Here is a 20,445-nt window from a genome sequence, read left to right as displayed (position 1 = left end):
CGACACAAGGCCGCTCCTACAGGTATTGCACAGACCGGGAGAGCGGCACGGTCTCTGTAGGAGCGGCCTTGTGTCGCGATGGGCCGCAAAGCGGCCCCCAAAATTTACAGGCCGAGCCTGGCCATGCGGGCTTTCACCGAAGCCTCGATCCCGGCCGCATCCAGCCCGCACTCGGCCAGCATCTGCGCCGGCTTGGCATGCTCGACATAAATATCAGGCAGCCCCAGGTGCAGCAGTGGCTTGAGCACTGCCTGGCTGGCCAGGAACTCACCCACCGCAGCACCGGCACCACCCATGATGGCGTTCTCTTCGATGGTCACCAGCAACTCATGGCTGCCAGCCAGCTCCAGCACCAAGGCCTCATCCAGCGGCTTGACGAAGCGCATGTCGACCACCGTGGCGTTGATCTGCTCGGCAACCTGCAGGGCCTCGGCCAACTGCACGCCGAAGACCAGCAAGGCGACTTTCTCGCCCTGGCGGCGGACCACGCCCTTGCCGATCTCCAGCGGTTCAAGGTCACCGCTGATCGGTGCATTCGGGCCGGTACCACGCGGGTAGCGCACCGCCGCCGGGCCGTTGTACGAGTGGCCAGTGCTGAGCATCTTGCGCAGCTCGTTCTCGTCGCTCGGGGTCATTACCAGCATGCCCGGGATGCAGCGCAGGTACGACAGGTCGTAGCTGCCCGCGTGGGTCGGGCCGTCTTCGCCGACCAGGCCGGCGCGGTCGATGGCGAACAGCACGTCGAGGTTCTGCACCGCCACGTCGTGGATCAGCTGGTCGTAGGCACGCTGCAGGAAGGTGGAATAGATGGCCACCACCGGCTTGCTGCCCTCGCAGGCCATACCGGCTGCCAAGGTAACAGCGTGCTGCTCGGCAATCGCCACATCGAAGTAGCGCTCCGGGTAGCGCTCGCTGAAGTCGACCAGGTCGGAGCCTTCCTTCATCGCCGGGGTAATGCCCACCAGGCGGTTGTCGGCGGCGGCCATGTCGCACAGCCACTGGCCGAACACGGCGGAGTATTTCGGGCCGCTGGCTTTCTTCGGCGCGGCCGGCTTGTCGGCCGGTTCCAGCTTGGTGATGGCGTGGTAGCCGATCGGGTCGATCTCGGCCGGGGCGAAGCCCTTGCCCTTCTTGGTGACCACGTGCAGGAACTGCGGGCCCTTGAGGTCACGCATGTTGCGCAGGGTGGCGATCATGGTCGGCAGGTCGTGGCCGTCGATCGGGCCGATGTAGTTCCAGCCCAGTTCCTCGAACAGCGTGCCTGGCACCAGCATGCCCTTGGCATACTCCTCGGTGCGGCGGGCGATTTCCCAGGCGCCTGGCAGGCGCGACAGCACTTTCTTGCTGCCTTCGCGCATGCTCGCGTAGGTGCGGCTGGAAAGGATCTTGGCCAGGTAATTGGACAGGCCGCCGACATTGCGCGAAATCGACATGTCGTTGTCGTTAAGGATCACCAGCATGTCGGCGTTGACTTCCTGGGCGTGGTTCAACGCCTCGAACGCCATGCCGGCAGTCAGCGCGCCGTCACCGATCACTGCAATCGACTTGCGCGCGCTGTTTTGCAGGCGGGCGGCAATGGCCATGCCCAGCGCGGCGCTGATCGAGGTGCTGGAGTGGCCGACGCCAAAGGTGTCGTACTCGCTTTCGCTGCGGCGCGGGAAGGCGGCGATGCCGTCTTTCTGACGCAGACTGAGCATGCGGTTGCGGCGCCCGGTGAGTATCTTGTGCGGGTAGGCCTGATGGCCCACGTCCCACACCAGCCGGTCATCCGGGGTGTCGAATACGTAGTGCAGGGCGATGGTCAACTCGATCACGCCCAGGCCGGCACCAAAATGCCCACCGGTCTGCCCAACGGTATAGAGCAGTTCCTGGCGCAACTCGTCGGCCAGGGTCTCCAGGTCGGCTTCGGCCAGCCGGCGCAGGCCGGCAGGCGTGTCAGCGCGGTCGAGCAACGGCGTGACCGGGCGTTCGCGGGGGATCTCTTGAAACGTCGTGGGCATCAGGCGAGTCGTTATAGGTGTGTGAAGACGCGGCAGTTTACCCCATTGTGGGAAAAGTGCCCATTCAACCACTGTTTGCGATAGCCAGTGTAGGAGCGGGTTTACCCGCGAATACGGTGGTGCATTCACCGCCGCATTCGCGGGTAAACCCGCTCCTACACTGGGCGTGGTATCAGTGTTTAGTTACGGCGTTCGACGATGTAACGCGCCAAGGCCCGCAGCGGCTCGGCCTTTTCGCCGAACCCTTCCAGTGCGACCAGCGCCTGGTCGCGCAGTTCGTTCGCATAGGCCTTGGCCGCTTCCAGGCCCAGCAATGCCGGGTAGGTCGGTTTGTCACGAGCGATGTCAGCACCTTGGCGCTTGCCCAGGGTGGCGGTGTCGCTTTCTACATCAAGGATGTCGTCCTGCACCTGAAATGCCAGGCCGATGGCCTGTGCATACGTTTGCAGGGCGTCCAGCTGCGGCTGTTCGGCACGGGCGCTGGCCAGGGCGCCGAGGCGCACGCTGGCTTCGATCAATGCGCCAGTCTTGTGCCGGTGCATGAATTCCAGCGCCTGCTGGTCCAGCTTTACGCCTACCGAGCCCAGGTCGATCGCCTGGCCGCCAACCATGCCGGCCGGGCCGGCCGCTTTGGCCAGGGCCTGGACCATGGCCAGGCGGATACCGTCGGCCTGCGGGCTCAAGCCCGGGTCGAGCAGGGCGCTGAAGGCCAGGCTCTGCAAGCCGTCGCCGGCGAGGATGGCGCAGGCTTCATCGAAAGCTTTGTGGGTGGTGGGCTGGCCGCGGCGCAGGTCGTCGTCGTCCATGGCCGGCAGGTCGTCATGCACCAGCGAATAGGCATGGATCAGCTCAACAGCGCAGGCCGCACCATTGGCCTGTTCGGCCGGGGCACCCAGGGCTTCGCAGGCCGCGTAGGCCAGCAGCGGGCGCACGCGCTTGCCGCCGTTCATCACGCTGTAGCGCATGGCGGCGTAAAGGCGTTCGAGCTCTTTGGTCGGGGCGATGAACAGCGGTTCGAGGGCGGCGTCGACCCGCGCCTGGCAACTGGCCTGATAGGTGCCGATCATGCTTCCGGCTCCGCGTCGAAGGGCTGAGCAGCCAGCTCACCATCGCGCTCCAGCAGGATTTGCACCTTTTGTTCGGCCTGGGCCAACGCGCCCTGGCAATCACGGGTCAGGGCGATGCCTTGCTCGAAGGCGGCCAGCGACTCTTCCAGCGACAACTCGCCGTTCTCCAGGCGCTCGACCAGTGCTTGCAGGTCTGCGAGGGATTGCTCGAAATCGAGGGAGGCTTTTTTGCGGGCCATGGCGACTGTCTCGGTGGCATTCAGAACGGCGCGACACTAGCAGAGCGGGGCGGGGGGAGCAAACTTCAGGGGCAATGAGGTTGGTTTCAAGGGCCCTTTCGCGGGCTTGCCCGCTCCCACAGGTTCACCACAGGTCTGGAAGGCTGTGATGTCCCTGTGGGAGCGGGCGAGCCCGCGAATGGGCCCAATGGGGTCTATCAGGCAGGCTCGGCTTCCCGCTCGACCATCGCCTCCCGGTACTGCGCCAGCTCTTCGATAGTCAGCACCGGCAAGTTGTACTGCCGCGCATAAACCGCCACCTGTTCGCCACGGGCCATGGTCCCGTCGGGGTTCATCAGTTCACACAGTACCGCCGCCGGGCGCAGGCCGGCCAGGCGCGCCAAGTCCACCGACCCCTCGGTGTGGCCACGGCGGGTCAGCACGCCGCCATTGCGCGCGCGCAGCGGGAACACATGCCCCGGGCTGACAATATGACGCTGTTCGGCGCTGGAACGCAGTGCCGCAGCAATGGTGGTGATGCGGTCCTGGGCAGAGACCCCGGTGGTGATCCCTTCCGCCGCCTCGATGGTGACAGTGAAGCCGGTGCCATGGCGGGCCTGGTTGTTCTGCACCATGGGCGCCAGTTGCAGCGCGTCGACGGTGGCTTCGTCCAGGCACAGGCAGACGATGCCGCTGCAATCGCGAATCATCATGGCCATGGTCTGCAGCGAAATGTTTTCGGCGGCGGCAATGATGTCCGCTTCGTCCTCGCGGTCGTCATCGTCGAGCAAAAGTACTGGGCGCCCGGCCTTGAAGGCGGCGATGGCGGCGCAAACATTGGGAAATTGCGAGTGGTGCTGGGTGGACATGAAACGCTCCTCGTGAATGATCGATGAACGTCTCGGGGCGAACAAAATGCGCGCGCAGGGGCGCCCGAATGGCCCCTGCCTGACGCCTTCTTTCATCCGGACTATGACCGTCGGCTCTGGAGTCGCACCAGATCTGCTGACCCCCGGCATGGCCGGGGCGCTCGCGGGCTCATCTTTCGATTTACCGCCGGTGGGGACTTTCACCCCGCCCTGAAGACCGCCCAAGCATACCGCACAGTGCCACCCCACTGGCAACCCAACGGTTCTACGACCTTCGGCGGTAGCCCGCTACCACACACAGAACGGGGCCCATTCCTAGAGTGTCGGGCAGCCCGCTTCGGGCAGATATTCAAGGATTGCAGACATGGCCACCCATTACCCTTTTACCGATGAAGATGTTGTCCAGGCTTTCACCACACTCAGCGAAACGTTGTTTGACAAGGCGCGCGAAGCCGACGGGGCCGATCGTGACCCAAGCCCGAAGATGCTCATCGTTGCCGGTGCCCAGGGCTCAGGCAAAACGTACCTGCTGGAGCACACCCTGCTGCCCAGCGAGCGCTATGCGAACTACGTTCGGCTCTACCTGCCGGAATATCGCCAACTGCACCCGCACTACGCACAAATGAGCCAGCAGGGGGTGCTGCATGCCTACGAGCATACCGAGGCATTCGTCTGGGCATTGAGCGGCAAGGTGTTCGAGTACGCCTTCGCCAACCGCTACAACATCATTATGGAAACTGCGCTGGATAGTGTGGAGTTTGCCGCCTTCCCACCGGCGGCTGTCGAGGCGGGCTATCGCTTTGAGGTTCACATGATTGCCTGCAAAGAAACGTTCAGCCACTGGGCTTCCCTTGATCGTGGGGTAAAAAGTGTTGCCAAGGGTGAGCTGGAGCGGTTCCTGCCGTTGTCGAAGATCGAAGCTTCCCAGGCGAATGCAAAACTGATCCTGAACGCATTCGAAAACGCCTGCATCCAGGCCCCTGGATCCCAGGTCATTCTTTATGAACGTGGTTTCGAGACGGGCCAGGACAGCAAGGTGCTGTGCCACAGCACGTGTGAAAGCCTGGGCGAGCTGACACCACAGCCCGCTCATAACGGGCAGCCCTTCTTCCGTGCCCCTCACCACGATGCGGACCTGCAGATTTGGCGCAACCTTGCAGCCAGCTTCCCCAGCACTTACCTGCAATATGCCCAGGTAGTCCATGCCGGCATGGCTGACGAGCAGGTGCGCCAACAGATGCTCAAGGCTTGCTGCAAGACCCTGGGCCGCTGCACAGAGCTGGTGCCTCAGGTATCAACCGATGCGCTGCGCGAGTTGAGCCAGTACGTGCTCAAATTCTCTTACCCTTGAGTGCGACTGGCTCACGCGTTAATCGGCAAACTGCTCGATCACCTTGTTCAGTGAAGCCAGTAGCATCTGCCCATGGCCCAGCCCTTCAAACCGCTCGAAGCGCACGCGCACACCTTTGATACGGGCCAGGTCAGCGGCGAACTCGCGGGCCGGGCGCTCCGCGTCGCCTGTTACCTCAACCCCTGGGGTAGCGGGCTCCTCGCTGCCTCGCATCAGCAACAACCGGGGCCGGCTGCCACCCAGGCGCTGCCCAAGCCCCTGCGCCTCGCCCATGATCGCGCCGTCATGCCACCACAGCGACGGGCTGGCCGCAGCATAGTCACTGAATGCCCCGGGGCGGGTGAATAGCGCATGCAGCACGGCCAACCCGCCATAGGAATGCCCCCATAACGTCTGCCGCTGCAAGTCGATCGGTGCCACACCCGCCACCAGCGTGCGCATGCGCCCGGTCAGCAGGTCGAGAAATGCATCCACTCCGCCACTGGGTTGCCCGGTCAGCGGGTCCAGCTGCTCAGCCTGCCCTGGTAAGGCCGGGGTGTAGTCATACGTGCGCCCGGCGCGTTCGATGCGCTGTTCGGTCTGGTAACCCACGACCACCAGCAACGGCGCCTGGCCGGCGGCAAGCGTGCCCAGTTGCTGGCTGTTCAGTGCGCCCAGCGCGGCATTGCCATCGAGCATCCACAGCACCGGGTAGCCCGATGCTGGCGCCGGGCGGTTCGGTTTGCCGATCCACAAGCGGTAATGACGTCGGCCATCGGCCGAGTCCAGGTCCACTTGGCTGAAGCGGTAGGCCAGGTCCTGACGGAGCAGCAGCGACGCGTCCATCTTCTGTTCATGGTCGGGCTGTGCCAGTGCAACAGGGGCTGAAAGCGCCAGTGCCAGCGTCAGGGCCAGGGTTGTCTTGTTCATCAGGCGTCTCATTAGGACATGGCCAGGAATACCTGGCGGGAACGCCCAGATGATAATCAGTCCTGATTGAGCGTAAAGCGCATTAACTTTCTAAACAGTCCTGGGCCAGTGGCAGGGTCATGTGCAGGCACAGGCCCGGGTGAGCATTGCTGGCCCACAGGCGGCCACCTTGCAGTTCGATGGCGCGGCGGGCGATGGCCAGGCCCAGGCCGAAGCCTGCGCCGCTATCGGCCAGGCGCTGGTAAGGCTGGAAGATACGCTCAAGGTCGGCGTGCGGTACGCCGGGGCCCTGGTCGCTCAGGCGCAGGTGCCAACAGTCGCCCTCACGCCAGCCATCCAGGCTGACCCGGCCTTCGGCCGGCGAGTGGCGAATGGCATTGCGCATCAGGTTTTCCAGGGCCTGGGCCAGGCTGTCGAGGTGGGCCTGCACCAGGCACTCGGTGCCGAGCGAGCAGGGCAGGCGGGTGCGCTCCCAGCCGCTTTCGAAGCAGATGTCCTGGCACAAGGCCTCCCACACGGACACCAGCATCACCGGCTCGGTCGGCAAGCAGGGCTGTTCAGTGTCCATCCAGGCCAGGTCCAGCGTGTCTTCCAGCAGCTTTTGCATATCGGCGACTTCGCGGTCCAGGCGCTCGCGCAACTGCTGCGGCGGCAAGTCGCTGTCATGGGCGATGCGCAGCCGTGCCAGGGGTGTGCGCAGTTCGTGGGACAGCGTGCGCAGCAGCAGGCGCTGTTGTTCCAGGCTCTGGCGCAGGCGCCCGGCCATGTGCTCGAAGGCTTGTGCCAGTTCGCCCAGTTCATCGCGGCGCTGCTGCAAGGGCAGGGCGGGGCTGTCGAGGTCATCGGCTCGCAAGGCGTCGGCGCGGTCGCGCAGGCGGTTCAGCGGCACGACAAGATGGCGGTACAGCGCCAGGCCCAGCAGCAGGGCGAGCAGGGTGGGGGCGACGCCGTGGGTGATCACATGGGTCCAGGGCGTCAGGCCGGTGGGCAGCAGGTGTTCGGGCAACTGCATGACCAGGCGGCCGTTTTCCGGGTGTTGCGGGAACGCCATGCTGACGTAAGGCAGCTCGTCCTGCAGGCGTCGGCTCATCGGCCAGTCGAGTTTGCGCATGAAGGTCAGGTGGCTGGCCTCCTCGGCACTCAGCGGTGTGGTGCCAAGGCTTTGCAGGCGCGGGCCGATCACCGCTACCCAGGTGTCTTCAGCGCGCGCCAGCTGCTGGCGCCATGCCTCGGCGCCCTGAGCGCCGCCCTGTTTCCAGGCTTGTTCGGCCTGCTGTGCGTAACGTGCCAGGTAGTCCTGGTCGGCCTGCGACAGAAAGTAGGTGCTGCGCTCCACCGACAGGCCCCAGGTCCAGATCAGCCAGGTCAGCAGCAGGCAGAAACCGACCTGCAGAATGGCTAGTTTCCATAGCAAAGGGTGGCGGCGCATCAGGGCTGTTCCGTGTCGACCAGAATGTAACCCTGGCCGCGCACCGCCTGGATCTGCAAGTGCTGGGCAGCGATGTCGGCCAGCTTGCGGCGCAAGTTGCACACATGCACATCCAGGCCGCGGTCCAGGCGGGTGTAGGCGCGGTGCAGCACGGTCTGGTAGAGGAATGGTTTGCTCAGGGCCTCCCCGGGGTGAGCACGCAGGGTGGCCAGCAAGCGGAATTCGGATGCGGTAAGGCCGGCCGCCTGGCCGTTGTGGATAACATCCTGGCGGTCATGGTCCAGCATCACCTCGCCAACGTCGGCACGCGCAGCCGGGCGACGATCGAACGCCACGCGCCGCAGCAAGGCATCAACCCGGGCGTCCAGTTCGGCCAGGCTGAACGGCTTGGGCAGGTAATCGTCGGCGCCACGGGTAAAACCGCTGATGCGATCCTGCTCGGCGCCCAGCGCCGACATCAACATCACCGGCACCGCCTGTTGGCGGCGCAGTTCGTCGAGCAGGCTGAGGCCGTCGATGCCCGGCAGCATAATGTCCAGCAATACCAATTCGAAGCGCGATTGCTGTATGGCGTGCAAGGCCTGAGTGCCGCTGGCACAGGCATGCACCTGAAAGCCTCGATTGAGAAAATGGCGTTCCAGGTCCTGGCGCAGGCGTGGGTCGTCTTCGGCAAGGAGAAGTGAAGTGGGCACGGCGAGCCTTGAATGAGAACTTCTATCAGTTACGGATCATCCCATTGCTGGTGGGCCGAGGGCAACGCTGCAATGTGTTAAGAAGGTTAATGATGCTGCACCCCCGTTTTCGCTCCGGTATCGTTCGCAAAAAGCAACTTGTTTCGTTTGCGAATTATTATCACTTGGGCGGAAGGTGTGTCATGAACGGTTTCAAAGGTGTGGGGCGCTCGCGACGGGCGCGGGGCTGGTTGGTACTGGGCTTGCTGGCGCCATTTTCGTTGTCGGCACTGGCTGAAACAGTGGCCACTCAGGCGGCCGCCGAGGACGGCGCGCTCGACCTGCCGGCACTGACCATCGAGGGCAACCGGCTGTACGACATGCTGCCTTCGGAACAAACCGGTGGCTACAGCGTCGATGCGGCCACCGTGGGCACCAAGACACCGGCAGCGCTCAAGGACATCCCGCAGTCGATCACCGTCTACACCCAGGACTACGTCAAGGATCGCCAGTTCGTGCACCTGGATGACCTGGCCAAGTACACCGCCGGCCTGCGTACCCTGACCAACGACAGCGGCCGTTCGTCGATCTACGCCCGAGGCTACGAGTACAGCGAGTTCAACATCGACGGTTTGCCGGCGCCCATGGCCAGCATCTTCGGCACCGTGCCGTCGCTGGCGGCGTTCGACCGCGTCGAAATCATGCGCGGTCCGGCCGGGCTGTTCAGCAGCACCAGTGAGCTGGGCGGTATCGTCAACATGGTGCGCAAGCGCCCGACCGCCGAGTTCCAGGGGCATATCGAAGGTAGCTACGGCACCTGGGACACCAACCACGAAGAAATCGACCTGAGCGGGCCGCTGGACGATGCCGGCCGCGTGCGCGGGCGTTTTATCGCCTCGCGTGACGACACCAACGGCGAGGTCGACTACAACGCCAATACCAGCAACAGCTATTACGGTGCGCTGGACATCGACCTGGACGACGCCACCACGCTGTCGTTCGGCCTGATGCATGAAGTGAAGAACATAACACCGCACAACGGCTATCCGGCCACCTTGTCCGGCGAGGTGCCCGACTTCAGCCACTCGCGCTTCCTTGGTGCCGACTGGAACTACTTCGACGGCAAGGCCACCGACCTGGTTGCCGAGCTGACCCACCGCTTCGACAACGGCGGCTATGGCCGCGTTGCGGCGCGTGGTTCGCACCGCGACACCAACTACCTGTATGCCTTCACGGCGACCAATGCCACCACCGGTGCAAACTCCGAACGCGCCAGCGCCCGTGATTTCACCCAGGACACCTATTCGCTGGATGCCAGCTACAGCCAGCCGTTCGAAACCTTCGGGCAAGTCAGCGAGTTCGTGGTCGGCAGCGACTACAAGAACTACGACACCGAGTACCTCAATGGCACCACCAACCTGGGCACCATCAACGTCAACACCTACTCGCCCAAGCAGTTCGCCAAGCCGTCGCCCAACTACAGCACCGAGACCGGCATGCAGGAAGAGGAATACGGCCTGTACTCCAAGGTCACCTTCCGCCCGGTCGAGCGCCTGGCGCTGATCGCCGGTGGCCGCTTCAGCTGGTACCGCGGCGACTTCTACACCACCACCCTCAGCAGCGGCGCCACCACCGACGACAGCAAGCGCGTGGACGGCCACTTCACCCCATATGGCGGCCTGGTCTACGACCTCACCGACAACCACGCGCTGTACGCCAGCTACTCGCAGGTGTTCAAGCCGCAGTCCGACACCGACAGCAACGGCCGGGTGCTGAAGCCGCGTGAAGGCGAGCAGTACGAGTTCGGCCTGAAGAGCAGCTACTTTGGCGGTGACCTGAACACCCGCTTGTCGGTGTTCCGCCTGACCGACAAGAACCGCGCCACCACCCTGTACGACGCTGATGGTGTGGCGACCACCGACTCGGTTGCCGCTGGCAAGACACGCGTGAAGGGTGCCGAAATAGAAGTGAGCGGCAAGCTGACGCCGAACTGGGAGCTGCTGGCCGGTTACACCTGGATGGAGACCGAAACCGTCAAGGGCGATGCCGAAACCACGTTCTTCATCATGCCGCGCAACCAGGCTTCGCTGTGGAGCAAGTACACCATCAACCAAGGCCCGCTGACCGGCCTGGCAATAGGCGGCGGTATTTCGGCGATGAGCAACTTCTACTCCGAGAACGGCGGCGTGCGCATCGATGCCCCGGGGTATGCCACCGTGGATGCGATGCTGTCGTACCCGGTGACCTCGAAGCTTACCGCCACCTTCAACGTCAACAACCTGTTCGACCGGGACTACCTGTCGCGGGTGGGCTCGACCTCGACGTTCAATTTCTATGGGCCGTCGCGAAGCATGATGGTGGGGGCGCGGTATGACTTCTGATAGCCAGGGGGGTGAGGCTGTCGAGCCGAGGCTTCATTGATGTGTTGCCAGGGCTGGCCTCTTCGCGGGTGAACCCGCTCCTACAAGGTCATCGCAGTTCTCACGACTTGCACTGTACCTGTGGGGGCGGGCGTGCCCGCGAAGAGGCCAGCCCAGGCAATGGAAAACTCACCGCCCCACGAGAAATTGTTGAACACGCCGTGTGCGATCCATGAAGTCACACTACAGTGAAGCCCTACGGAGCGCTTGCTGCGTATGCAGGAGGTCTGCAAGGACGCTGGAATAGTGTTGAAATGGACGGCTGGTATTGAGGAGTAAGCCCCATGTAAACAATCAATTACGCGTGTCTTGGCGTCCCTGCGAGGGGAATATGATCGACGACCCATACATCCTGTTTACCCGAATTCCAATAGTAATCAATGAGCAAGGCGAACGCTTCACCGACCCCTTGTGGGTCAAGGATATAGAGCTGCACCTGAGTTACATCGAACATTTCGGGCTCTGCTGCCCTGTTGAGAAAAGCCAGCATGTCGAAGGGTTGCAGAGTATCAGCCACCTGAATATCAAATGGCTTCATGCATTAAAAAAAGACCGTGGCCTTGCCTCTGTATTAAAGAACTTCCTGCCGAATTTCATTACGGTCATCAACGCCTGCAAACAGGCGAAGGTCGTGCATTCTGACGGTGCCGGCTGGGCATTCCCTTTGTCTTTCTACCTCTTGCCGCTCAAGCCATTATTCCGCTTTCAGTGGGTTGTTGTCATAGAGTCTTCATTCTGGATGCTGGGCCATGGGGAGGCACGGACCCCCAGGAAAATCATCGAACACCATGTGCACACCTTTGTATTGAAGCGCTGCCTGAGGCTGGCGAACGCCAGGATATTCACCCAGTCCTTCTACAAGGAATACTTCCTGGGCAGTGACAACAGGCACACACTGATCAACCCTGCCAGCTGGCTCGATAAATCATTCATGGCCACCCCGGAGGCTGTCAGAAAAAGGTTCGAGAGCAGGCGCAGCCGCACACTCAACTTGCTTTACCCCTCACGCCTGGTCATGGACAAAGGTGTGATGGTCGTCCTGGAAGCCATTGAGCAGCTAGAGGTCGAAGGCGTTGATGTCACACTCACCATCATGGGCGAGGGCGATTTGAAAGCGCACTGTCTGCGCTTTGCAACTGAGCACCGGGGCGCCGTCGCGGTGAGGTTCATGAGCGCAGTCGACTATGGCAAAGACTTCTTCACGATTATTGCCCAACATGATTGGCTGCTGGTTCCGACCCTGAAGCAGGAACAACCCCGAATCATCTTCGACGCGTTCAGCCAGGGCGTGCCGGTGATAGGCTCCGATACGTGCGGCGTGCTGGATATTACCAGCAAGCATAATGCGCTCACGTTTGAAACCGGTAACCCCTCAAGCTTGGCTGAGCGTATTCGGCACGCTGCCCGATACCCCGAACTTGCGTTGAAAATGGGGCTTGCGGGGCTGGATTATGCAGCGGGAAAGACGCACTTGCAGATGCACCAGGTCCGCGAAGCGTTCTTGAAGAACAGCCTCGCGCCCGCTGGCAGCCCGTCCATCTGAAGGACCAACGGCGATACCGTATGGGTTGGAGGCATTAAAAAGCCGGCTTGTGGCCGGCTTCTCGGGGACGCTTCCGACTAATTTATGGTAAGCCGCAACCGCCTTAACTGTGTGGCCAGCAGGGGCCTGAAAGAGATGGCAAATACCCGTGTGGGATATCGCCGAGCCCTCTGGACTGCGGCTTGCGCCGGTCGGGGCTGAATGTGCCGCGTAGCATACAAGGGCACGCGCAGGATGCCCAGCAAAAAATGGCACAGGGTGTTTCAGCCGGGCCGCTGTTGACGGAAATGCGACCAGTGAAACACCCAACCCAGTATTTCCAGGCCCTGCGCCTGACGCTGCGCAAGGGTGTAGCGTTCGACTGCGTAGTTGCGTCGGTCATGGCTGTGCAGGTACAGCGTGCCGTGCTGGCCAAGGCTGAGGTTGTGTACCCTGAGCGAGCCATTGTGCAGCAAGGCATAGGTTTCACCGTCGATCACCTGGGTCATGCCCAGGTCGATGACCAGGGTGGCCTCCAGCGGTATCAGTGGGAACATATTGCTGTCGGGCATCGCCATGCTGATCGCGTTGGCAGCCTGCACACCCAAGGCCTTCAGGGCTTTGGCCGGCAGGCGCAGGTGCTTGCTGGGCACCGGTGACAGCAGGCCCCTGTTCAGTTCGTAGTACGGCACATTCACCAGTCGACCCTGGCCCACCGACAGCGGTGTAGGCGGGTTGGCGGGTGCGGGCCGCGGCGGGCCATTGCGCAGGATCGGGTTGGGGTGCTTGGGCCCCTCACCGCTGCGCAGCCAGCGGCGGTGCACACAGAACAGGTCGGCCAGTTCGTCCAGCCGGGCCAACGGCACCCCGCGCTTGAACCAATTGTTCACGTGCTGCGCTGTGACGCTGCGCTGGGCGGCGAAGTCGGAAGGGGTCAGGCCACATTCATGGAGCAGGGCCTTGAGGCGGTCACCGGAAGTGTTCATGCCGGCGAGTGTAGCGGCGCGGTGCCAGCAAGGATATGAACCGTGTGTTGATGTGGCTTGTGGGAAAACAGGCTGTTTGTAGGGCGTTGGTGTAGGAGTGCGTAGGATTTATTACCGCCATTAACATCAACGCGCACCTTGTAGGAGCGGCCTTGTGTCGCGATCGGGCGCGAAGCGGCCGTAAAGCCATCCTGCGCGACGCGTCTGAAAGAACGCGTTTGCTGATTTTACGGCCGCTTCGCGCCCGATCGCGACACAAGGCCGCTCCTACAGGCATCGTGACGCCAGGTCTTTTCCTCAGGCATAAAAAAACCCCGCAGAGCGGGGTTTTTCTGCAACCGGTATCAGCCTTTGTAGGCAGCAACCGATTTGGTGATCGCGGCACGGGCAGCGTCAGCGCCATCCCAGCCTTCGATCTTGACCCACTTGCCCTTCTCGAGATCTTTGTAGTTGGCAAAGAAGTGCTCGATCTGCTGGATCAGCAGGGCTGGCAGGTCGGTGTATTCCTTCACGTCGACGTACAGCTGCGACAGCTTGTCGTGAGGAACAGCGATGACCTTGGCGTCGCCGCCGCCGTCGTCGGTCATGTTCAGTACGCCAACCGGACGGGCGCGGATAACCGAGCCTGGGGCTACCGGGTAAGGGGTAACGACCAGCACGTCCAGCGGATCACCGTCGTCAGCCAGGGTGTTCGGGATGAAGCCGTAGTTGGCTGGGTAGAACATTGGGGTAGCCATGAAACGGTCGACGAACAGGGTGTCGCTGTCCTTGTCGATCTCGTATTTGATCGGCGCGTGGTTGGCCGGGATCTCGATGGCGACGTAGATGTCGTTCGGCAGGTCTTTGCCCGCCGGAATCTTGCTGTAGCTCATGGGCATTGCCCCCGTGTTTGACCAAAAAGTGGCGGCGATTATAGGCACATTCTGCCGGGGCATGCCACGCCTGGCCTGATGTGCGGCCCCGTCAGGCGTGGCTTTCGCGGTACTCGGGGTGTTCGGCCTGCAGCCGGCACAGGCGCGCCAGCGGGTCTTGCCGGTAGAACAGCGACAACTGGCGGTAGACCAACGGATAAGCCTGTTGCAGCAGGTCGGGGGCACTAAAGAAGTATTCGCTGGTAACCGCAAAGAACTCTGCCGGGTTTTCTGCAGCATACGGGTCGATGGCGGTTTCGGCGTCGGGGTTGGCGTCCAGCTGGCGGTTGAGGTCGTCGTAGGCCTGCTGCATGGCGGTTGCCCATTCATCCACCGGCATGCCGCTGTGCAGCGGTGGCAGGCCGTTGGCATCGCCATTGAGCATGTCGAGCTTGTGCGCCAGCTCATGGATGACCAGGTTGTAGGCTTCCCAGCCGCCACTGGCCAGCACGCCATTCCAGGCCAGGATGATCGGCCCTTGCTGCCAGGCTTCACCGCTGTGTTCACCGTCCCACACGTGCTCCACGCCACTGGCATCGCGGTGGCGCTGCGGGCTCTTGAAATCGTCGGGGTACAGGATGATTTCGTGGAAGCCCTGGTACCAGTTCAGCGCACCCAAATGCAGCAGGGGCAACTGCGCCTGGGCAGCGAGCAACAGCCGCTGCACGTCGTCCGGTTCGACGCCGGGCAGGCAGGTGAGGTGCTTGTCGAGCAGGAACAGGATGCAGGCTTCGCGCAGCCAGTGGTCTTCTTCGTCACTGATGCCGTCCAGCATTGGCAGGCGCTCGCGTACGGCCTGCCATTGCTGTGGCGTGATCGGGTAACGCGCCAGGGTGCGCTTGCGCCGCCAGGCGCTGAATGACCACATGGAGGCGATCAGTGAGCCTTGGCCGCACGGCCCAGGCGGCCACGCAGCAGGCCGAGGATCATCGGTACCAGCGACAGCACGATGATACCCACCACCATCAGCGACAGGTGCTGCTTGATGAAGGGCACGTTGCCGAAGAAGTAACCAAGGGTGACCAGGCCACCGACCCACAGCAGCGAACCGGCGACGCTGAAGCCGAGAAAGCGCGGGTAATGCATATGCGCGATACCGGCGACGAACGGCGCGAAGGTACGCAGGATGGGCAGGAATCGCGCCAGGGTCACGGTCTTGCCGCCGTGGCGTTCATAGAATTCGTGGGTGCGCTGCAGGTAGTCGCGGCGGAAGATTTTCGAATTGGGGTTGTTGAACAGGCGCTCGCCGGCCGTTCGCCCGATCACGTAATTGGTACTGTCGCCCAGGATTGCGGCGGCCATCAGCAGGCCAGCCAGCAATACCGGGTCCATGCCACCGCCAGCAGCCACGGCACCGGCGATGAACAGCAGCGAATCGCCCGGCAGGAACGGCATCACCACCAGCCCGGTTTCACAGAAGATCACGGTGAACAGGATGGCGTAGATCCAGGGACCGTAATTGGTGACCAGCAGATCGAGGTAGGCATCGAGATGCAGGATAAGGTCCAGCGGGTTGAAATCCATGTACAGCACCTGTGTTCTGGGGCGTAGGCTCGGTTACCGGGGGATGGGTAAATTTTCACACATGACAGGAGGGGCATTATACGGCTAAGTGAAGAACATGCCCGGGGAGTTTGTAGCGGGGGGTTACGATGCAGGTGTATGCCTGTGCCGGCCTCTTCGCGGGCACGCCCGCTCCCACAGAGATCTGTCTAGCCCTGTGGGAGCGGGCGTGCCCGCGAAGAGGCCGGTACAGGTCAGTCCTGGCTGATTGGCAGGATGTAGCTCTTGAACTCGGTATCTTCACGAAACCCAATGGATTCGTAGGTCCTGTGCGCAACCTCATTGTCCGCACTGGTCGAAACCCGCATGCGCACGGCGTTGGTTTCCTTGGCCATTTTCTTCGCTTCGCGCATCAGGTGGTCGGCTACCAGCATGCGCCGCGAGTCTTCGGCCACATAGATATCGTTGAGGATCCATACCCGCTTCAGCGACAGCGACGAATAGCTCGGGTACAGCTGGCAGAAGCCCATCAACTTGGAATTGTCATCATCCGGCAGTGCCAGGTAGATCACCGATTCATCCCGCTTCAGGCGCTTTTCCAGAAAACTGCGTGAACTGTCGGGGTAGGGCAGCTGCCCATAGAACTCACGGTATTTGACGAACAACGGCGTGAGCAGGTCGAGGTGTTCCAGGGTTGCCTTGATGATGCGCATGTGCGGCCCTCAGAGTCCATTTGGGGAAACAGCGGAATGCCAGCAGCTTTCAAGGGCATGCTGCCCCAATGCACGGAGCAAGTGCAATCCGCCTTCCGTGACATGTTCTTTAACCTTTGCCGAGCAGAAAGTTACCTTTCTGGCTGGCGCTGCCTTCATTCTCCAGGCTATGGACCTCGGCTTCGTCCTTCAGATTCACCCCGGACAGCTGACGTCGGCAGGCTTCGCGCATCAAGTACAGCAGCCGGTGCGCCGCCATGCCGTAGCTCAAGCCCTCCAGGCGGATGTTGGAAATACAGTTGCGATAGGCATCGGTCAGGCCGACCTTGGGTGCGTAGGTGAAATACAGGCCCAGGCTGTCTGGCGAGCTGAGGCCGGGGCGTTCGCCGATCAGCATCACGGTCATGCGGGCGCCCAGCAGTTCGCCAACTTCGTCGGCCACTGCCACGCGGCCTTGCTGCACCAGCACGACCGGGGCGCTGGTCCAGCCGTCGGCGGCAGCCTGTTCTTCGAAACGGTTCAGGAATGGCAGGGTGTGGCGGTGCACGGCCAGTGCCGATAGGCCGTCGGCAACGACGATGGCCAAATCGACGCCGCCGGGGTTGGCCTGGGCGTGCTGGCGCAGGGTGGCGATCGAGTCTTCGCTCAGGCGCCGCCCCAGGTCTGGCCGTTGCAGGTACTGGTGGCGGTCGCTGGCAGCGCTGTGCAACACCAGGCTTTCGCGCCCGCGGTCACCCAGTTGGGTAGCCAGGCCAGCGTGGTCGAAGGCCAGGTGCACGGCATCACGGGCCTGGGCATGAGCGAACTGAAAGTCCAGTTGCGCTCCGGTCGGCAGGCTGGTGCCGGTGCGGCCGAGGGCGATGCGCGCCGGTGTCAGGTTGCGCAGGGCCAGCCAAGGGTTGTCGGGGGTAGGCGTGCGATGGTCCATGGTCATCCCTATGCAAGCTGTGCCAAGGCCTGGCGGAAGGCCGGCGGCAGGTTGTCACCGAAGCGCACCCGGCCATCGGCCTGGGTGAAGATGCCGGTGCGGGCCAGCCATGCCTCGAACTCCGGCCCGGGCTTCAGGCCCAGGGTCTGGCGCGCGTACAGCGCGTCATGGAACGAGGTGGTCTGGTAGTTGAGCATGATGTCGTCGGAGCCGGGGATGCCCATGATGAAGTTGATCCCGGCCACCCCCAGCAGGGTCAGCAGGGTGTCCATGTCGTCCTGGTCGGCTTCGGCGTGGTTGGTGTAGCAGATGTCGCAGCCCATCGGCACGCCCAGCAGTTTGCCGCAGAAGTGGTCTTCGAGGCCGGCGCGGATGATCTGTTTGCCGTTGTACAGGTATTCCGGGCCAATGAAACCGACCACGGTGTTGACCAGGAATGGCTTGAAATGGCGGGCCACGGCATAGGCGCGGGTTTCGCAGGTCTGCTGGTCGACGCCATGGTGGGCGTTGGCCGACAGCGCGCTACCCTGGCCGGTTTCGAAGTACATCAGGTTTTGCCCAAGGGTGCCGCGCTTGAGCGACAGGCCGGCTTCGTAGCCTTCCTGCAGTACGTTCAGGTTGATGCCGAAGCCGGCGTTGGCCGCCTCGGTGCCGGCGATGGACTGGAACACCAGGTCAAGCGGCACGCCACGGTTGATCGCCTCGATCGAGGTGGTGACGTGGGTCAGCACGCAGGACTGGGTGGGGATGTCGTAGCGCTGGATGATTGCGTCGAGCATTTCCAGCAGGGCGCAGATCGAGGCGATGCTGTCGGTGGCCGGGTTGATGCCGATCATGGCGTCGCCGTTGCCATACAACAGGCCGTCGAGAATGCTGGCGGCAATGCCGGCCGGCTCATCGGTCGGGTGGTTGGGCTGCAGTCGGGTCGACAGGCGCCCGCGCAGGCCCATGGTGCCGCGAAAGCGCGTGACCACGCGGATTTTCTGCGCCACCAGCACCAGGTCCTGCACGCGCATGATCTTCGATACCGCCGCCGCCATTTCCGGTGTCAGCCCGGGCGCCAGGGCGCGCAGGCTGTCTTCATCGGCTTGCTCGCTGAGCAGCCAGTCGCGCAGGCCGCCGACGGTCAGGTGGCTGACCGGGGCGAAGGCCTGGGCATTGTGGGTGTCGATGATCAGCCGGGTCACTTCATCGGTTTCGTAGGGGATCAGGGCTTCGCTGAGAAAATGCGTCAGCGGGATATTGGCCAACGCCATCTGTGCGGCGACCCGTTCGCCGTCGTTGCTGGCCGCAACGCCTGCCAGGTAGTCACCCGAACGCGCCGGGCTGGCCTTGGCCATCACGTCCTTGAGGCTGTCGAAGCGGTAGACCAGGTGGCCGACCGTGTGTACGAAACTTGCCATACAGAATCTCCAGAGCCGCGGGTTGCCCCGCGGCGGGTGTCGGCGATCAGTGCAGGGCCTCTTCGGCCTTCTGGATCGCGGCGAATTCCTCTTCCGGTGTGCCCGCGACCAGGTGGTGGCGGCTGTAGAAAGCAAAGTAGGCAATTAATACCGCATAGATCACTGCGGCGCCAATCACCACGCGCGGGTCGACCAGGAAACCGGCGACCACGGCGATGCAAGCCAGCACCAGGGCCAGGCCGGAAGTGAAGATGCCGCCAGGGGTGCGATACGGGCGCTCCATCTTCGGCCGGCGGATGCGCAGGGTGATGTGCGCGGCCATCATCAGCACGTACGACAGGGTGGCGCCGAACACCGCTACCAGAATCAGCAGGTCGCCTTGGCCGGTCAGCGACAGCGCAAAGCCGATGATGCCGGGGATGACCAGGGCCAGCACCGGGGCCTTGCTCTTGTTGGTTTCCGACAGCTTGCGTGGCAAGTAGCCGGCACGGGACAGGGCGAAGATCTGCCGGGAATAGGCGTAGATGATCGAGAAGAAGCTGGCGATCAGCCCGGCCAGGCCGACCAGGTTGACAAAGCTGCCCATCCAGGTAGAGCCGCCGTAGGCCTTGGCCAGTGCTTCGACCAGCGGGTTGCCAGAGGCTTTCAGCGCTTCCGAACCGGCGCCGCCGGGGCCGACCACCAGGATCAGCAGGGCGAATGCCACCAGCACCAGCATGGCGCCGATCAGGCCGCGTGGCAGGTCACGCTTGGGGTTCTTGGTTTCTTCGGCGGCCAGCGGCACGCCTTCGACCGCCAGGAAGAACCAGATGGCATAGGGGATGGCCGCCCATACGCCGACATAGCCGAATGGCAGGAAGCTGCTGGCGCCGGCGGCGTCCGTTTTGGCGATGTCGAACAGGTTGGCTGCATCAAAATGGGGCACCATTGCCACCAGGAACACGCCCAGGGCAATGGCGGCGATGGCGGTGATGATGAACATCAGCTTCAGTGCTTCACCCACGCCGAAAATGTGGATGCCGATGAACACCACGTAGAACGCCAGGTAGATCATCCAGCCACCGATGCCGAACAACGACTGGCAGTAGGCGCCGATGAAGGTGGCGATGGCGGCGGGGGCGATGGCGTATTCGATAAGGATGGCCGTACCGGTAAGAAAGCCGCCCCATGGGCCGAACGCGCTACGGGCAAAGCCGTAGCCGCCGCCCGCGGTAGGGATCATCGACGACAGCTCGGCCAGCGAGAAGCACATGCACAGGTACATGGTGGCCATCAGCAAGGTGGCAAGGAACATGCCGCCCCAGCCACCCTGGGCCAGGCCGAAGTTCCAGCCGGCGTAATCGCCGGAGATGACATAGGCCACACCCAGGCCGACCAGCAGCACCCAGCCGGCGGCGCCTTTTTTCAGTTCACGTTGCTGGAAATAGTCCGAGCCGACCTTTTCGAAGTCGACGGAAGAGCCTGCCGGCGAGCCGGCGGAATGATCGCTTGGCATAGTTTCACCTGTTGTTTTTCTTGGTGGCCGGAGGGTTCCGGGCCGATGGT

Annotated in this window: 18 protein-coding genes and 1 riboswitch; of the genes, 3 read left to right on the top strand and 15 right to left on the bottom strand. The window is 62.8% G+C overall.

Annotation, left to right across the window (positions count from 1 at the left end; all coding sequences use genetic code 11):
• Nucleotides 1-104: 104 nt before the first annotated feature.
• The 4 genes from dxs to ribB all read right to left on the bottom strand — a co-directional run bounded on the left by dxs (nucleotide 105) and on the right by ribB (nucleotide 4,154).
• On the bottom strand, nucleotides 105-2,000 hold the full coding sequence (dxs, locus tag ACIP02_RS19905; protein ID WP_400619573.1) for a 1-deoxy-D-xylulose-5-phosphate synthase: 1,896 nt from the start codon (nucleotides 1,998-2,000) through the stop codon (nucleotides 105-107).
• Nucleotides 2,001-2,179: 179 nt separating this feature from the next.
• Nucleotides 2,180-3,067 carry a (2E,6E)-farnesyl diphosphate synthase gene (ispA, locus tag ACIP02_RS19900; protein ID WP_400619571.1) on the bottom strand — a complete coding sequence of 296 codons (888 nt, stop codon included), beginning with the start codon at nucleotides 3,065-3,067 and terminating at the stop codon, nucleotides 2,180-2,182.
• Nucleotides 3,064-3,306 (bottom strand): exodeoxyribonuclease VII small subunit, encoded by a 243-nt coding sequence (locus ACIP02_RS19895; protein WP_003255380.1) that lies wholly within the window; start codon nucleotides 3,304-3,306, stop codon nucleotides 3,064-3,066. Before ACIP02_RS19895 ends, ispA begins: the two co-directional genes overlap by 4 nt.
• 197 nt (nucleotides 3,307-3,503) lie before the next feature.
• The gene (ribB, locus tag ACIP02_RS19890; protein ID WP_400619568.1) at nucleotides 3,504-4,154 is read right to left on the bottom strand and encodes a 3,4-dihydroxy-2-butanone-4-phosphate synthase; all 651 of its coding nucleotides are present in this window, start codon (nucleotides 4,152-4,154) and stop codon (nucleotides 3,504-3,506) included.
• Nucleotides 4,155-4,234: 80 nt separating this feature from the next.
• A riboswitch (FMN riboswitch) is annotated at nucleotides 4,235-4,376 on the bottom strand.
• Between the two features lie 142 nt (nucleotides 4,377-4,518).
• On the opposite strand from ribB, the gene ACIP02_RS19885 reads away from it, so the two are divergent.
• Nucleotides 4,519-5,505 (top strand): zeta toxin family protein, encoded by a 987-nt coding sequence (locus ACIP02_RS19885; RefSeq protein WP_400619565.1) that lies wholly within the window; start codon nucleotides 4,519-4,521, stop codon nucleotides 5,503-5,505.
• 18 nt (nucleotides 5,506-5,523) lie between these two features.
• Here ACIP02_RS19885 and ACIP02_RS19880 read toward each other — a convergent pair whose 3' ends face one another.
• The 3 genes from ACIP02_RS19880 to ACIP02_RS19870 all read right to left on the bottom strand — a co-directional run bounded on the left by ACIP02_RS19880 (nucleotide 5,524) and on the right by ACIP02_RS19870 (nucleotide 8,535).
• Nucleotides 5,524-6,414 carry an alpha/beta hydrolase gene (locus ACIP02_RS19880; protein WP_400619563.1) on the bottom strand — a complete coding sequence of 297 codons (891 nt, stop codon included), beginning with the start codon at nucleotides 6,412-6,414 and terminating at the stop codon, nucleotides 5,524-5,526.
• 82 nt (nucleotides 6,415-6,496) lie between these two features.
• A complete protein-coding gene (locus tag ACIP02_RS19875) occupies nucleotides 6,497-7,843 on the bottom strand; it encodes a histidine kinase sensor domain-containing protein (protein ID WP_400619561.1) in 1,347 nt (448 codons plus the stop codon).
• Nucleotides 7,843-8,535: a response regulator transcription factor gene (locus ACIP02_RS19870; protein WP_400619558.1), complete on the bottom strand. Its 693-nt coding sequence runs from the start codon at nucleotides 8,533-8,535 to the stop codon at nucleotides 7,843-7,845. Before ACIP02_RS19870 ends, ACIP02_RS19875 begins: the two co-directional genes overlap by 1 nt.
• Nucleotides 8,536-8,717: 182 nt before the next feature.
• Between ACIP02_RS19870 and ACIP02_RS19865 the strand changes: the two genes are divergently transcribed.
• Both ACIP02_RS19865 and ACIP02_RS19860 read left to right on the top strand, forming a co-directional pair.
• Entirely contained in the window at nucleotides 8,718-10,895 is a 2,178-nt protein-coding gene (locus ACIP02_RS19865; RefSeq protein ID WP_400619555.1) for a TonB-dependent siderophore receptor, read from the top strand.
• Nucleotides 10,896-11,265: 370 nt separating this feature from the next.
• Nucleotides 11,266-12,477, top strand: a complete 1,212-nt coding sequence (locus tag ACIP02_RS19860; RefSeq protein ID WP_400619552.1) for a glycosyltransferase family 4 protein — start codon at nucleotides 11,266-11,268, stop codon at nucleotides 12,475-12,477.
• A 263-nt stretch (nucleotides 12,478-12,740) separates the two neighbouring features.
• Here ACIP02_RS19860 and ACIP02_RS19855 read toward each other — a convergent pair whose 3' ends face one another.
• The 8 genes from ACIP02_RS19855 to eat form a co-directional block, all read right to left on the bottom strand.
• On the bottom strand, nucleotides 12,741-13,442 hold the full coding sequence (locus ACIP02_RS19855; protein WP_400619549.1) for a helix-turn-helix transcriptional regulator: 702 nt from the start codon (nucleotides 13,440-13,442) through the stop codon (nucleotides 12,741-12,743).
• Nucleotides 13,443-13,786: 344 nt separating this feature from the next.
• A complete protein-coding gene (gene ppa, locus ACIP02_RS19850; protein ID WP_016484715.1) occupies nucleotides 13,787-14,314 on the bottom strand; it encodes an inorganic diphosphatase in 528 nt (175 codons plus the stop codon).
• A gap of 91 nt (nucleotides 14,315-14,405) precedes the next feature.
• Nucleotides 14,406-15,221, bottom strand: a complete 816-nt coding sequence (locus ACIP02_RS19845; RefSeq protein ID WP_400619545.1) for a zinc-dependent peptidase — start codon at nucleotides 15,219-15,221, stop codon at nucleotides 14,406-14,408.
• Between the two features lie 8 nt (nucleotides 15,222-15,229).
• The gene (locus tag ACIP02_RS19840; protein ID WP_019472362.1) at nucleotides 15,230-15,877 is read right to left on the bottom strand and encodes a DedA family protein; all 648 of its coding nucleotides are present in this window, start codon (nucleotides 15,875-15,877) and stop codon (nucleotides 15,230-15,232) included.
• A gap of 233 nt (nucleotides 15,878-16,110) precedes the next feature.
• The gene (locus ACIP02_RS19835) at nucleotides 16,111-16,569 is read right to left on the bottom strand and encodes a GNAT family N-acetyltransferase (RefSeq protein ID WP_400619542.1); all 459 of its coding nucleotides are present in this window, start codon (nucleotides 16,567-16,569) and stop codon (nucleotides 16,111-16,113) included.
• A 109-nt stretch (nucleotides 16,570-16,678) separates the two neighbouring features.
• Nucleotides 16,679-17,497, bottom strand: a complete 819-nt coding sequence (eutC, locus tag ACIP02_RS19830; protein ID WP_400619539.1) for an ethanolamine ammonia-lyase subunit EutC — start codon at nucleotides 17,495-17,497, stop codon at nucleotides 16,679-16,681.
• 8 nt (nucleotides 17,498-17,505) lie between these two features.
• Nucleotides 17,506-18,900 (bottom strand): ethanolamine ammonia-lyase subunit EutB, encoded by a 1,395-nt coding sequence (locus tag ACIP02_RS19825; protein WP_400619536.1) that lies wholly within the window; start codon nucleotides 18,898-18,900, stop codon nucleotides 17,506-17,508.
• 46 nt (nucleotides 18,901-18,946) lie between these two features.
• Nucleotides 18,947-20,395: an ethanolamine permease gene (gene eat / locus ACIP02_RS19820; protein ID WP_201199889.1), complete on the bottom strand. Its 1,449-nt coding sequence runs from the start codon at nucleotides 20,393-20,395 to the stop codon at nucleotides 18,947-18,949.
• Nucleotides 20,396-20,445 lie beyond the last annotated feature (50 nt).

It is taken from the genome of Pseudomonas sp. NPDC089408 (assembly GCF_044749445.1).
Taxonomy (GTDB): Bacteria; Pseudomonadota; Gammaproteobacteria; order Pseudomonadales; family Pseudomonadaceae; genus Aquipseudomonas.
Note: the sequence above shows the minus strand (reverse complement) of the source record. Positions and strands in the feature narration are given on the sequence as shown.